The organism is Martelella mangrovi, assembly GCF_040545495.1.
GTDB classification, from domain to species: domain Bacteria; phylum Pseudomonadota; class Alphaproteobacteria; order Rhizobiales; family Rhizobiaceae; genus Martelella; species Martelella mangrovi.
The window spans coordinates 24,172-36,352 of record NZ_JBEPLY010000014.1; the positions used below are offsets into that span (position 1 = coordinate 24,172).

General features: G+C 60.0%; 17 protein-coding genes. 14 read left to right on the forward strand and 3 right to left on the reverse strand.

What is annotated here, in order from left to right:
- Positions 1-42: 42 nt before the first annotated feature.
- The 12 genes from ABID12_RS17195 (at position 43) to ABID12_RS17250 (ending at position 7,689) form a co-directional block, all read left to right on the forward strand.
- Positions 43-978 carry a heme o synthase gene (locus tag ABID12_RS17195; protein ID WP_106301584.1) on the forward strand — a complete coding sequence of 312 codons (936 nt, stop codon included), beginning with the start codon at positions 43-45 and terminating at the stop codon, positions 976-978.
- A 10-nt stretch (positions 979-988) separates the two neighbouring features.
- Positions 989-1,120, forward strand: a complete 132-nt coding sequence (locus tag ABID12_RS17200; protein WP_494337878.1) for a cytochrome c oxidase system small membrane protein — start codon at positions 989-991, stop codon at positions 1,118-1,120.
- Positions 1,121-1,133: 13 nt separating this feature from the next.
- Entirely contained in the window at positions 1,134-1,733 is a 600-nt protein-coding gene (locus ABID12_RS17205) for a cytochrome c oxidase assembly protein (protein WP_354435358.1), read from the forward strand.
- 119 nt (positions 1,734-1,852) lie between these two features.
- Positions 1,853-2,737: a cytochrome c oxidase subunit 3 gene (locus ABID12_RS17210; RefSeq protein WP_354435360.1), complete on the forward strand. Its 885-nt coding sequence runs from the start codon at positions 1,853-1,855 to the stop codon at positions 2,735-2,737.
- Positions 2,738-2,795: 58 nt separating this feature from the next.
- Positions 2,796-3,074 (forward strand): GNAT family N-acetyltransferase, encoded by a 279-nt coding sequence (locus ABID12_RS17215; protein WP_354435443.1) that lies wholly within the window; start codon positions 2,796-2,798, stop codon positions 3,072-3,074.
- Between the two features lie 39 nt (positions 3,075-3,113).
- A complete protein-coding gene (locus ABID12_RS17220) occupies positions 3,114-3,506 on the forward strand; it encodes a DUF983 domain-containing protein (protein WP_354435362.1) in 393 nt (130 codons plus the stop codon).
- A complete protein-coding gene (locus tag ABID12_RS17225) occupies positions 3,496-4,233 on the forward strand; it encodes an SURF1 family protein (protein ID WP_435528256.1) in 738 nt (245 codons plus the stop codon). The genes ABID12_RS17220 and ABID12_RS17225 overlap by 11 nt, the downstream gene beginning before the upstream one ends.
- A complete protein-coding gene (locus ABID12_RS17230; RefSeq protein ID WP_354435364.1) occupies positions 4,226-4,780 on the forward strand; it encodes a mismatch-specific DNA-glycosylase in 555 nt (184 codons plus the stop codon). The genes ABID12_RS17225 and ABID12_RS17230 overlap by 8 nt, the downstream gene beginning before the upstream one ends.
- Positions 4,777-5,772: a 4-hydroxy-3-methylbut-2-enyl diphosphate reductase gene (gene ispH / locus ABID12_RS17235; protein WP_354435366.1), complete on the forward strand. Its 996-nt coding sequence runs from the start codon at positions 4,777-4,779 to the stop codon at positions 5,770-5,772. The genes ABID12_RS17230 and ispH overlap by 4 nt, the downstream gene beginning before the upstream one ends.
- 164 nt (positions 5,773-5,936) lie before the next feature.
- Positions 5,937-6,899 (forward strand): homoserine kinase, encoded by a 963-nt coding sequence (locus ABID12_RS17240; protein WP_319519516.1) that lies wholly within the window; start codon positions 5,937-5,939, stop codon positions 6,897-6,899.
- A 2-nt stretch (positions 6,900-6,901) separates the two neighbouring features.
- Positions 6,902-7,345: a ribonuclease HI gene (rnhA, locus tag ABID12_RS17245; RefSeq protein ID WP_319519517.1), complete on the forward strand. Its 444-nt coding sequence runs from the start codon at positions 6,902-6,904 to the stop codon at positions 7,343-7,345.
- A 35-nt stretch (positions 7,346-7,380) separates the two neighbouring features.
- Entirely contained in the window at positions 7,381-7,689 is a 309-nt protein-coding gene (locus ABID12_RS17250; RefSeq protein ID WP_354435368.1) for a Dabb family protein, read from the forward strand.
- A 4-nt stretch (positions 7,690-7,693) separates the two neighbouring features.
- Here ABID12_RS17250 and ABID12_RS17255 read toward each other — a convergent pair whose 3' ends face one another.
- From ABID12_RS17255 to ABID12_RS17265, 3 genes are all read right to left on the reverse strand, one after another.
- The gene (locus ABID12_RS17255; protein ID WP_354435370.1) at positions 7,694-8,803 is read right to left on the reverse strand and encodes a hypothetical protein; all 1,110 of its coding nucleotides are present in this window, start codon (positions 8,801-8,803) and stop codon (positions 7,694-7,696) included.
- A gap of 126 nt (positions 8,804-8,929) precedes the next feature.
- Positions 8,930-9,415, reverse strand: a complete 486-nt coding sequence (locus ABID12_RS17260; RefSeq protein WP_354435372.1) for a peroxiredoxin — start codon at positions 9,413-9,415, stop codon at positions 8,930-8,932.
- 51 nt (positions 9,416-9,466) lie between these two features.
- Positions 9,467-10,285 carry a protein-disulfide reductase DsbD domain-containing protein gene (locus ABID12_RS17265; RefSeq protein WP_354435374.1) on the reverse strand — a complete coding sequence of 273 codons (819 nt, stop codon included), beginning with the start codon at positions 10,283-10,285 and terminating at the stop codon, positions 9,467-9,469.
- A gap of 168 nt (positions 10,286-10,453) precedes the next feature.
- Here ABID12_RS17265 and ABID12_RS17270 point away from each other — a divergent pair, with 168 nt between their 5' ends.
- The gene (locus tag ABID12_RS17270; protein WP_227023524.1) at positions 10,454-11,041 is read left to right on the forward strand and encodes a YqgE/AlgH family protein; all 588 of its coding nucleotides are present in this window, start codon (positions 10,454-10,456) and stop codon (positions 11,039-11,041) included.
- 76 nt (positions 11,042-11,117) lie between these two features.
- Positions 11,118-12,179: a zinc-binding metallopeptidase family protein gene (locus ABID12_RS17275; protein ID WP_354435376.1), complete on the forward strand. Its 1,062-nt coding sequence runs from the start codon at positions 11,118-11,120 to the stop codon at positions 12,177-12,179.
- Positions 12,180-12,181 lie beyond the last annotated feature (2 nt).

Sequence of the window (12,181 nt, forward strand, 5' to 3'; positions counted from 1 at the left end):
GGCGCGCGCGGGCTTTTTTAAATAAGTGAGACAGAGCAGATCATGACAGTATTGGACAGCGAGACCGGTCTGGCGCATACCGATATCGGACTTTCGGAGGCGACGGCGCGCGATTATTTCGCACTGCTGAAACCGCGTGTGATGTCGCTGGTGGTGTTTACCGCCTTTGCCGGGCTCTTCCTGGCCCCCGGTTCGATCAATCCGGTCATGGGTGCCATCGCCATCCTGTGCATCGCCACAGGTGCGGGTGCGTCCGGTGCGCTCAACATGTGGTATGATTCCGATATCGATGCCGTGATGTCGCGCACCGTCAAACGGCCGATCCCGAGCGGACGGGTGACCCGTCAGGAAGCGCTTGCCTTCGGCATCACGCTTTCCTGCTTTTCGGTTGCGACGCTTGGTCTTGCGATCAACTGGTTTGCCGCCGGCCTGCTGGCGTTCACGATCCTCTACTATGCCGTGTTCTACACGATGTGGCTGAAGCGTTCGACGCCGCAGAATATCGTGATCGGCGGGGCCGCCGGTGCGTTTCCGCCGATGATCGGCTGGGCGGCGATGACTGGCAGCATTTCGCTCGACAGCATCATCCTGTTTTCGATCACCTTTCTGTGGACCCCGGCGCATTTCTGGGCGCTGGCGCTCTACAAGATGGGCGATTATGACGATGTCGGCATCCCGATGATGCCGAATGTTGCCGGCGAGAAATCGACCAAGAACCAGATGGTGGTCTATGCGGCGCTGACGGCATTTGCCGGCGTTGCGCCCGCGCTGACCGGCCTTGCCAGCCCCTTCTATGCCGTGTTCGCCGGGGCGATGGGAGCCTATTTCGTGTTTGCCTCGCTGAAGGTGCGGGCGATGCCGGAAGGTGACGAACGGATGCTGCCGGCGAGAAAGATGTTCGGGTTCTCGATCATCTATCTGTTCGCGATCTTCGCGGCGCTGATTGCCGATCGCGCCGTTTTCATGATGTTGGGTTGAGGTGTTCATGATCGAGACAGTCAAGCTGAGCGACAAGCAGAGAAAAGCCCGGCGCGGCCGCAATATCGCGCTTGGCGTGCTGCTGTTCGGTCTTGTCACGCTGTTCTATATCATTACCATGGTCAAGTTCGCAGCGGTCTGAGGAGGCGTGCACGATGACAGGGGAGGGGAAACAGCGACCACGCAATAACGGCGCCATCTTGTTGATGTGCCTTGTTTTCGTGGTCGGCATGACCGGCATGAGCTTTGCCGCCGTGCCGCTCTACCGCATCTTCTGTCAGGTGACCGGCTATAACGGGACAGCACAACAGGTCGACCAATATTCAAGCGTCGTTCTCGACAAACGCATCAAGGTCACCTTCGATGCCAATGTCGCGCCGGGGCTCGACTGGGAGTTCAAGCCGGTTCAGCCTTCCGTTTCGCCGAAGATCGGTGAAACCGTGCAGGTCATGTTCAAGGCGCACAACAGTTCGCGCGAACCGGTCAACGGTCAGGCGATCTTCAATGTGACACCGCTGCAGGCCGGCGCCTATTTCAACAAGGTCGAATGTTTCTGCTTCACCGAAACCACGCTGCAGCCGGGTGAAACGCTGGAAATGCCGGTGGTGTTTTTCGTCGATCCGGCAATCGTGGAGGCGGAGGAAACCAAGGATATCAGGGTGTTGACCCTGTCTTATACATTTTTCGAGCATGAAAAGCCCGCTTCCGACCAGGCGGCGGCGCTGAAAACCGATACGGCCGGCAGAAAGAGCTGAGCCGCTGTCCGGTTTGCGGTCGGTTTTGCGGCCGATTTGCGGATTGTCATCCGCAGGGATTGATTCAGGCAGCAAATTCGGCCCTTATGCTGCAAAGGGAGAGGAAACGGGGACCATCCATGGCGGAGACGCAACACAAAAATCACGACTACCATATTATCGACCCGAGCCCGTGGCCGCTGGTCGCCTCCATCGGCGTGTTCCTGATGGCTTTCGGCGGTGTCGGCTACATGCGCTATCTCAGCGGCGGCTCGTTCAAGATTCTGGGGCTGGAACTGGCGCAGCCCTGGCTGTTGCTCATCGGTCTGGTCGTCGTTGTCTACGTGCTTCACGGCTGGTGGTCGGATACGATCAAGGAGGGGCAGGAGGGCCATCACACGCCGGTGGTCTCGCTGCATCTGCGCTACGGCATGATCATGTTCATCGCCTCGGAGGTGATGTTCTTCGTTGCATGGTTCTGGGCGTTCTTCGATGCCAGCCTGTTCACCGGAGAGGCGATCCAGGCGGCCCGTGTCGAAGCCACAGGGGGAACATGGCCGCCGGAGGGGATCGCGGTTGTCGATCCCTGGCATTTCCCGCTTTACAATACCGTGATCCTGCTGCTTTCCGGCACCACGCTGACCTGGGCCCACCACGCGCTGCTGCATGGCGACCGCAAGGGGCTGATCCAGGGGCTGACGCTGACGGTCGTTCTGGGGCTGCTGTTCACCGGCGTTCAGGCCTACGAATATTACGAGGCGCCGTTCGCCTTCAAGAACTCGATCTATGGCGCAACCTTCTTCATGGCCACCGGCTTTCACGGTTTCCACGTGATCGTCGGCACGATTTTCCTGATTGTCTGCCTTGTGCGTGCGGCGCGCGGTGCGTTCACGCCGGAGCAGCATTTCGGTCTCGAGGCGGCGGCCTGGTACTGGCATTTCGTCGATGTCGTCTGGCTGTTCCTGTTCTTCACGATTTACATCTGGGGCGGCTGGGGCGCGCCGCTTGCCGAAACAGGTCACTGATTTTTTCAAACCCGGCCGCCGTCTGAAAAGCGGCGGCCGTTTTTCATGAGGTGCCGCTATCACTGTTCAGGAAGAAAAGACCGCTTCGGGCGGTCGCTATTTCGTGGTTGTGGATGGCCATGAGGCCGAGATGACCTATTCGCGGGCATCCGAAAAGTTGGTGATTATCGACCACACAGGCGTGCCGGATGCACTGCGCGGCCAGGGTTACGGCAAGGTTCTTGGCGAACATGCGGTGGCCGCGGCCCGCGAGGGCGGCTGGAAGATCGTGCCCTTGTGCCCGTTCTTCAAGGCGCTCAGCATCCGTCATGAAGAATGGCAGGATGTCATCCAGTAAGAGGCGCCGGGCCGGTTTGCGGCGGTGGCGAGCAATGCCATGTCTGAAGACGAACACAATCACGAGCCTGTCAATCTGATCCTCTCCGGCCTTGCCGGGCACTGCCCGCATTGCGGCAAGGGGAAACTGTTCGATGGTTTTCTGACGCTGAAGCCTGCGTGTGAAAACTGCGGTCTCAGCTACGCCTTTGCCGATTCCGGCGATGGTCCCGCCGTTTTCGTGATGATGGCCGTCGGTTTTGTGTTGATCGCGCTGGTGCTGTGGACCGAGATTTCCTATGCGCCGCCGCTCTGGGTGCATGCTCTCATCTGGGTGCCGGTTGCCATTGCCCTGTCGCTCGGGGCGCTTCGGGCCTTCAAGGGTGTTCTGATCGGCCTGCAATATCGCCACAGCGCCGCCGAAGGCGTGATCGACCGCTCCGATGATGCCTGAACGACTGTCGCCACTTCGCGCCATTGGTCTGGTGTTGGCGCTGGCAGCCTTTGTCTGCCTGATCCTGCTCGGCAACTGGCAGGTTCGCCGCCTGCACTGGAAACAGGACCTTCTGGCCACCGTTTCAGCCCGTCTTCAGGCGCCACCGGTTCCGCTTGCCGAAATCGAGGCGCTTGCGGCCGAAGGCGGCAATATCGAGTACCGCCCGGTAACCGTGAGCGGCCGGTTCGAGCATGACGGCGAGCGCCATTTCTTTGCGACCTTCGAAGGCCAGTCCGGCTATTACGTCTATACACCGCTGAGGCTTGCAGACGGGCGCGCCGTATTCGTCAATCGCGGCTTCGTGCCCTTTGACATGAAGGCGGTGGAAACGCGGGGGGAAGGCCAGGTTGAAGGCACGGTGACGATAACCGGACTTGCCCGGGCGCGCCTTTCTGAAAAGCCGTCCTTTCTGGTGCCTGAAAACGATGTGCCGCAAAATATCTTCTACTGGAAGGACCTCGACAGCATGACGGCCTCCGCCGGGCTCGATGCGCAGAAGGTTCTGCCCTTTTTCATCGATGCCGATGATGCGCCCAATCCCGGCGGTCTTCCGGCCGGGGGCGTCACCCGCATTTCGTTTCCCAACAATCACCTGCAATACGCCATCACCTGGTACGGGCTGGCGGCGGTGCTTGCCATCGGTGTTGCGGTTCTCGTTTTCAAAGGGCGCAGGCGTGATGATTGATCTTCTTTCGCCCGGTCTCGATATCGTTTTCTGCGGAACCGCCAAGGGCACGATTTCCGCCCGCACGGGGTCTTTCTATGCCAATCCCTCGAACCGTTTCTATCGCATCCTGCACGAGATCGGTTTGACGCCGGTGCAGATCGCGCCCGCCGATTTTCGCAAACTTGCCGACTACGGCATCGGGCTGACCGACCTGAACCAGCGCGAAAGCGGTATGGACCGCGCGCTGACACCTATGCATTTCGACCTGTCCGGCTTTCGTGAAAAGATGTTGTCTTGCCGCCACGAAACTCGTGGCGTTCACCAGCCTGAATGCAGGGCGGATTTTCTTTTCCGACAAACGCGTTGTCTGCGGTCTGCAGCCGGTCGGCATCGGCGATATTCCCGTTGTGGTGCTGCCATCCACATCCGGCGCAAACGGACATTGGACAAAGGACTGTCATCATTGGTATCAGTTGCCCGGATTGATTTGATGCGCCGAAGCCCCATTTGGGGGCAAACGCCGCAAGGCGACGCAATGACGAACATACGAAAGAGCCGGACATGACCAAAGGGCCACTCACCATTCGCCTGTGCGGGCCGCGCGGCTTTTGCGCGGGCGTCGACCGGGCCATTCAGATCGTGGTGCTGGCGCTGAAGCGTTATGGCGCGCCCGTTTATGTGCGCCACGAAATCGTTCACAATCGCTATGTGGTCGAGGGGCTGGAGGCTTTGGGCGCGGTCTTTGTCGAGGAGCTTGACGAAATCCCGGCCGAACACCGCGAGCAGCCGGTGGTGTTTTCGGCCCACGGTGTGCCGAAATCGGTGCCTGCCGATGCCGAAAAGCGCAATCTCTTCTATCTCGATGCTACATGCCCGCTGGTTTCCAAGGTGCACAAGCAGGCCATGCGTCATCAGCGGCTCGGCCGTCATGTGGTGCTGATCGGCCATGCCGGCCATCCTGAAGTGATCGGTACGATGGGGCAATTGCCGGAGGGCGCGGTCTCGCTGATCGAGACAGTGGAGGAAGCCGAAAACTACGTCCCCGCTGATCCGGACAATCTCGGCTACGTCACCCAGACCACGCTTTCGGTCGAGGACACGGCGGCGGTTATTGCCAAGCTGCAGGAGCGTTTTCCCAAGTTGATGGCGCCGGCGGCCGATTCGATCTGCTATGCCACCACCAACCGGCAGGAGGCGGTGTCTGCCGCCGCCCCCGGCTGCGATCTGTTCATCATCGTCGGCGCGCCCAATTCATCGAATTCGCGGCGTCTGGTCGAGGTTGCACGCCGCGCCGGGGCCAGCGATGCCATTCTGGTGCAGCGCGCCACCGAGCTTGATTTCGAAGCCATCGGCAATATCGGCACGCTTGGCATTTCGGCCGGTGCCTCGGCCCCGGAAGTGGTGGTCAACGAGATCATCGAAGCCTTCCGCGCGCGCTTTGACGCACGGCTTGAACTGGCCGAAACCGCCATCGAAAACGAGCATTTCCTCGTCAATCGCGAACTGCGCGATATGGAACTGACGGTCGAGGATATGGCCTTTGTGAACGGGCGGTAGACCTGCGGTTTGCCGTTGTCGGGTTAGCCTGTCGAAAGAGCGAACAATGCTGGCGCGTGCCGGAAAGAATATTGGGGCTCGCGGTTCTTCATCGGCATGCGTTTGCTTGACAGCGGCGCGGGCATCGTGAAAACCAGCAGCAGATTTTCCATCGAGGAATTGCATTGGCCGTCTATACCGATATCAACGAGGTTGACCTGAAGGACTTTCTTCAGGCCTACGACACCGGTGAGTTGCTGTCCTTCAAAGGCATCGCCGAAGGCGTCGAGAACTCGAATTTTCTCCTGCACACGGACCGGTTTCCGCTGATCCTCACGCTATATGAAAAGCGCGTCGATGAGAACGATCTGCCGTTTTACCTCGGTTTGATGCAGCATCTGGCCGAGCGCGGCATTTCCTGCCCGCTGCCGTTGCCGCGTTCCGACGGCGCGCTTTACGGCCAGCTTTGCGGCCGGCCGGCGGCGTTGATTTCGTTTCTCGAGGGCATGTGGCTGAGAAAATCGGAAGCACGCCACTGCCGCGAACTTGGCGTGGCGCTCGCCCGCATGCACATCGCCGGGCAGGATTTTCCGCTTCGCCGCGAAAATGCGCTGTCGCTGAAAGGCTGGGTCGATCTCTGGGACAAATCGGCAGCCCGCGCCGATGAGGTCCAGTCGGGGCTTGAGAGCGAAATTTCCGAGGAACTGGCGCTGCTGGAAGACCGCTGGCCCGTGGACCTGCCGGAAGGCGTCATCCATGCCGACCTGTTTCCGGACAATGTGTTTTTCATCGGCGATACGCTTTCCGGCGTGATCGACTTTTACTTCGCCTGCAATGATTTCCTCGCCTATGATCTGGCGGTCTGCCTGAATGCCTGGTGTTTCGAAAAGGACCGTTCGTTCAACGTCACAAAGGCGAAAGCGCTGATCGAGGGCTATCAGAGCGTGCGCCCGCTGAGCGCGGCCGAGATCGAGGCATTGCCGCTTCTGGCGCGCGGTTCGGCGCTGCGGTTCTTCCTGACCCGGCTTTACGACTGGCTGACGACGCCGGAAGGCGCGCTGGTGGTCAAGAAGGACCCGCTTGAATATCTGCGCTATCTCCGTTTCCACCGCTCGGTCAAAAGCGCCGGCGAATACGGGCTGTCGTGAGCATGAAGAAGGTCGAGATCTTTACCGACGGGGCCTGTTCGGGCAATCCCGGCCCCGGCGGCTGGGGTGCGGTGCTGCGCTATGGCGACAAGGAGCGCGATCTTTGCGGCGGCGAGGCGCAGACCACGAACAACCGTATGGAGCTGATGGCGGCGATTGAAGCGCTGAAGGCGCTGAAACAGCCTTGCGCGGTGTCGCTTTATACCGATAGCGTCTATCTGAAGGACGGTATCGGCAAATGGATCCATGGCTGGAAGAAGAATGGCTGGAAGACGGCCGCCAAGAAACCGGTCAAGAATGCCGAGCTCTGGCAGGCGCTTGAAGCCGAGCGTAATCGTCATGATGTCACGCTCTACTGGGTCAAGGGCCATGCCGGTCATGAAGAGAACGAACGCGCCGACGAACTGGCGCGTCAGGGGATGGAACCGTATAAAAAACAGCGGTGAGGGATGATGCCCGACCGTTTTCCCGGAGGATTGTGATGATTTTGCATTGTGTTTTCATACGTTTTCAACAGGAAGTCACGGTTGCTGAAAAACAGGCCATCTACACCGATATCGCCGCGTTGAAGGATGTTGTGGACGGGATCGTCGATGTGAAGGCCGGGCCGAATGTTTCGCCGGAAGGGCTGGACAGCGGTTATGTCGACGGCTTCACCGTGACCTTCGAGAATGCCGCAGCGCGTGACGCCTATCTCGATCATCCCGACCACAAGGCCGTGTCGGAAAAGATCGTGGCTGCCGCAGCGGGCGGCATGTCGGGTATTTTCGTCTTCGATATGAAGGTCTGAAGATTTACACTATCAGGCGGACAAGCAGCCGGCCGAACGGCAGCAGCGCGATCCGCCATCCAAGCCGCAGCAGGCGGAAGCCGAAATAGGCTGCTCCTGCAAGCCAGAGGACCAACGACATGGTCCAGCTTGCCGCAGACAGAAAAAGGCCGGTGAGTGTCACGGCGCCGGTTCCCAGAAGATAGAGCACCGCACGGAAGCGTTTTCCGATACGCGCCGACAGCTTGCCGAGTTTGGTGAGGTCGGCGGGTGTATCGGCGACTTTCAGCATGTCGGTGCCCGCGCGCAGGCCCTGTCTGGTCATCACCTTGCCGACACCGGTGGCGGCATCCTGCATGTGCATCAGCGGCTTGGTATTGAGCGAGGCGGCCAGTGCCCGGCTGGCTGCCGGTACGTTGCCACGCTTGAGCAGGGGGAGGGCCGTTCGCAGCGCCGGCGCGTTGACGGCCTGGCGTGAAAGGCGGGTGAATGCGCGCCTGAGCGGCCGTGTCAGCGCCCCGGTCTTGCCCGCAACCTTCAGCGCGCTTGCGCCGACCTTCGCCGGTGTTGTCGAGCCTGCCGTCAGAACCACCGTGCCGGTTATGGCAAGGCCCGCCACCGACAGGCCGAGGATGAAGGCGTCGTAGTCTTCGCCTGAAAGATAAGCGCCGCCCTCGACAATGATATCCCGAACATCGCCAATGGTGGTCAGATCGGTGGCGATCGTGCCGACAAGACCGGCGGTGCTGTCGGGACGGCCTGTAAGCGCCCCTTCAAACAACTCCGAAACCTGTTTGCCGAGGCTGTTTTCGATCGAAACCGCGATTTCGGTCCGCTCGCGCAACACGCCGTCAATGCGCACGCCACGACTGTCGGCAAGGATCATGATGCTCTCGGCAAGTTCGGGATCGTCAGCCGTCAGGGCCTGTCTGATCGCGGCCTCATATGTTTCCGGGGAAAGGCGGTCGAGCCGATAGTCCGTGATCGTGACCGGGTCGTTGTACGCGGCAAGCAGCCTTGCCGCGCCGAAACCGTTCGGCACGATAAAAGGCGCCGTCACAACCAGTGCCGCGACAAGGATTGCCGTGCTGATGGTGCGCACCGATTTCCAGGATACCAGCGTCATTGCAGCCATACCGTTTGCTGCACCTTAAATCAGTTCACGCCGGAAATGAACTGGCCGGCAGAAACTGCCGGCCAGAGGGTATGCGTTATTATGATGCCGGCGCCGGCGGCAATATCATCCGGCGCGCTGAAAGGATCAAAGCTGGCCGAGAATGGTGGCCGCTGCGGAGACCGTGGCCTCGCCGGAATTATCCTCGACATTGAGTTCTTCCACCACGCCGTCCTTGACCAGCATGGAGTAGCGCTTGGACCGGGTGCCCAGTCCGCCACCTGAAAGATCGAGTTCCATGCCCAGCGCCTTTGCAAAGGCGCCGTCCGGGTCCGAAAGGAAACGGATCTTGCCTTCGCCGCCCGTTGCCTTCGCCCAGCCTCCCATCACGAACGGATCGTTGACCGCAATGACGGCGATTTCGTCGACGCCGCGCGAAAGGATGGCATCGCGGTTTTCCAGATAGGTCGGCAGGTGGTTGATCGAGCAGGTGGGCGTGAAAGCGCCCGGAACGGCAAACAGCACGACCCGCTTCGACTTGAAGAATTCATCGCTTGCGACTTTCTCCGGCCCGTTTTCCGTCAGTTCCATGAAGGTGGCGGACGGCAGGGTATCTCCTTTGGCAATCGGCATTTTGAAATCCTCTTCCTTTTGTTGAAAAGACCTCATGACGACTTAGGGACGCTAGGGCGTGATGACAAGCGGTGTTTCCATGGCGCGGCCATCGGATTTGACCAGAAGCAACCAGTCGCCGTCCATCGGATCGGCATCTTCGGGCAAGGCCGAAAGCGGGATGTCGACGACAAAACCGCCGTCTTCAAAAGGACGCGCCTCAGCTTCGACAATGAAGCCGTTGCTGTTGGCAAGGGTGATTTCGTTTTCGCCCGACCCGTCGGGAAGCGTGAGCAAAATCCGCATGCCGCTGTCGGTCAGCATGGCATCATCGGCATGAAAGCCTTCCGAGGGCTGTTCGGGAAGTCGCGTGCGGGCAACGGCCAGAATGGCCTTGTCGACCGGGGTTTCGGCAAAGGCATCGGCGTCTGCCGGGATTTCGAAGGTCGTCTGGAAGGGGATGCAGATATCCTTGCAAAGACCGATGAAGGCGTTGACGCTCAATGACGGGAGCGCGCCGGGATCAGTCTTCAGGATCAGCGGGAAGGTCACCGGCGCATCATAGCCCATATCGGTCATGCCGGCGACGCTGAGCCGTTTCGGCACGGGATATTCGATGGTTTCAAGATGCGCGTTTCCGGTGCCCGAAACGGTGATCTGCGGCGGAATTCCGCTTTCGCCCGGCTCGCGCCAATAGGTGATGAACCCGTCTTCGGGCTCCACCTGAAGGGCGGCCTGGATCGTGCCATCGTCGGCGGGTGGGCTGACGATAAGGCGCATGCGACCGCCGGCGTCTTCCGCCCAGGGCGTGGCAGCGGCATAGGCCTGTCCGGCCGTGGCGACGGCAGCCAGAAGGGCGGCGATGGTAAAATGATGCAACAAGCGTTTCATGGCGCGTTATCTAGCGCAGGCTTGCGCCCGCCGCCATGCGTGGCGCGCGCTTTTCGGACAATTTCATTTGAACATTGCGTGACCTTGCCCCATGTTCAGAACATGCCTAGGATAAATTTTGAAAGCGGCGAAAACACCTTGCTGGAGGCCGACTTGTTTGAAAACCTGATGACAGAACGTGAGCGCGGCCCGTTTGACGGCCAGTTCCTGATCGCCATGCCGCAACTGGCGGAGAGCGATTTCGAACGCAGCGTGATCTACATCTGCGCCCAGTCCGAAGAGGGCGCGATGGGTTTTGTCATCAATCGCGCCCAGTCGGTCACCTTTCCCGAAGTGCTGGAACAGCTTGATCTTGTCGGCGATGTGCATCCGGAACTCAATGCACCGGGGATCGGGGATTTTCCGGTTCTGTGCGGCGGCCCGGTGGAACCCGGCCGCGGTTTCGTTCTGCATTCGGATGACTATGCCGGCGACGGCAGCATTCCCATTACCGACGATCTGTTCATGACCGGCACGCTTGACGTGCTGCGTTCGGTGGCCGCCGGCAAGGGGCCTGGCAAGGCCATGCTCGTGCTTGGCTATGCCGGCTGGGCGCCCGGGCAGCTGGAAAGCGAAATCGCCAACAATGACTGGCTGACCTGCCCCGCAATCGAAGACCTGCTGTTCGACCGTGACCTCGACAGCAAGTATGAGCGCGCGCTGTTCTCCATGGGCGTGCGCCCGTCGTCGCTGTCGACCAATGTCGGGCATGCCTGAAACAATTTCTTGGGCCTATCCGTTAACCGGAAGCTGACGGCCGCCCGGTGGGGGCGGCTGCAGGTGTGAGGCTTACATGAAATTATTCGAGTGCGATCATTGCGGACAGGCAGTCTATTTTGACAATGAGGTCTGTGTCGCCTGTGGCCATCGTCTGGGTTTCGACCCCGCCACGGTCGCGATGTATGCGCTGAAAACGGAGGATGCGCAGACGTGGCACAAGGCGGACGATCCGGCGGTGCGATTTCGCTTCTGCACCAATGCCCAATTCAATGTCTGCAACTGGCTTCTGCCGGAAGGCAGCGATGAGGCGTTCTGCCCGTCCTGCCGGCACAACAACCTGATTCCCGATACCGCAACCGAGATTGGCCGCAACCGGTTCGCCCGGATTGTCGCGGCGGAGCGCCACCTGTTCTACTCCCTGTTGCGCTGGGGCGTTGATACGCCGACGCGCGCCGAAGACCCTGAAAACGGTCTGGTCTTCGACTTTCTGGAGGACACCATCGATCAGAACGGCAATCTCCAGCCTGCCATGACCGGCCACGACAATGGCGTGATCTCGCTGCGTGTCGCCGAGGCCGACGATGTCACCCGCGAGATTGCCCGCAAACAGATGAACGAGCCCTATCGCACGCTGCTTGGTCATTTCCGCCATGAGGTCGGCCATTATATCTGGGACCGGCTGGTTTACCGCGGTGACCGGCTTTCTGAATACCGGGAAATTTTCGGCGATGAACGGGAGGATTATCAGGCCGCGCTGCAACGCCATTACGAAAACGGACCGCCGCAGGGCTGGCAGGACAATTTCGTCAGCGCCTATGCCTCAACCCATCCCTGGGAGGACTTTGCCGAAAGCTTCGCGCATGCGCTTCACATCGTCGATACGCTGGAAACGGCACGGGCTTTCGGGCTGGTGGTGGACGATGCCAATCTCGCGCCGCTCGGTGATCCCTATAAATGTGCAAGCGGCAAACGGCTGGCGGATTCGTGGGTTCCGCTGACCATCGCGATGAATGCCATTCACAAGTCGATGGGGCAGCAGGATTTCTATCCCTTCGTGCTCACGCCGGAAATCATCCGCAAGCTCGATTTCGTTTTCACCCTGTTGATCGTACAGCAGGACGACGGGCACGCCTGACG

Excerpts from the sequence above, each read along its gene's own strand:
- ABID12_RS17195 (WP_106301584.1), top strand. The coding sequence starts at position 43 with ATGACAGTATTGGACAGCGAGACCGGTCTGGCGCATACCGATATCGGA.
- ABID12_RS17205 (WP_354435358.1), top strand. The coding sequence starts at position 1,134 with ATGACAGGGGAGGGGAAACAGCGACCACGCAATAACGGCGCCATCTTG.
- ABID12_RS17210 (WP_354435360.1), top strand. The coding sequence starts at position 1,853 with ATGGCGGAGACGCAACACAAAAATCACGACTACCATATTATCGACCCG.
- ABID12_RS17220 (WP_354435362.1), top strand. The coding sequence starts at position 3,114 with ATGTCTGAAGACGAACACAATCACGAGCCTGTCAATCTGATCCTCTCC.
- ABID12_RS17225 (WP_435528256.1), top strand. The coding sequence starts at position 3,496 with ATGATGCCTGAACGACTGTCGCCACTTCGCGCCATTGGTCTGGTGTTG.
- ABID12_RS17230 (WP_354435364.1), top strand. The coding sequence starts at position 4,226 with ATGATTGATCTTCTTTCGCCCGGTCTCGATATCGTTTTCTGCGGAACC.
- ispH (WP_354435366.1), top strand. The coding sequence starts at position 4,777 with ATGACCAAAGGGCCACTCACCATTCGCCTGTGCGGGCCGCGCGGCTTT.
- rnhA (WP_319519517.1), top strand. The coding sequence starts at position 6,902 with ATGAAGAAGGTCGAGATCTTTACCGACGGGGCCTGTTCGGGCAATCCC.
- ABID12_RS17250 (WP_354435368.1), top strand. The coding sequence starts at position 7,381 with ATGATTTTGCATTGTGTTTTCATACGTTTTCAACAGGAAGTCACGGTT.
- ABID12_RS17255 (WP_354435370.1), bottom strand. The coding sequence starts at position 8,803 with ATGGCTGCAATGACGCTGGTATCCTGGAAATCGGTGCGCACCATCAGC.
- ABID12_RS17260 (WP_354435372.1), bottom strand. The coding sequence starts at position 9,415 with ATGCCGATTGCCAAAGGAGATACCCTGCCGTCCGCCACCTTCATGGAA.
- ABID12_RS17265 (WP_354435374.1), bottom strand. The coding sequence starts at position 10,285 with ATGAAACGCTTGTTGCATCATTTTACCATCGCCGCCCTTCTGGCTGCC.
- ABID12_RS17270 (WP_227023524.1), top strand. The coding sequence starts at position 10,454 with ATGACAGAACGTGAGCGCGGCCCGTTTGACGGCCAGTTCCTGATCGCC.
- ABID12_RS17275 (WP_354435376.1), top strand. The coding sequence starts at position 11,118 with ATGAAATTATTCGAGTGCGATCATTGCGGACAGGCAGTCTATTTTGAC.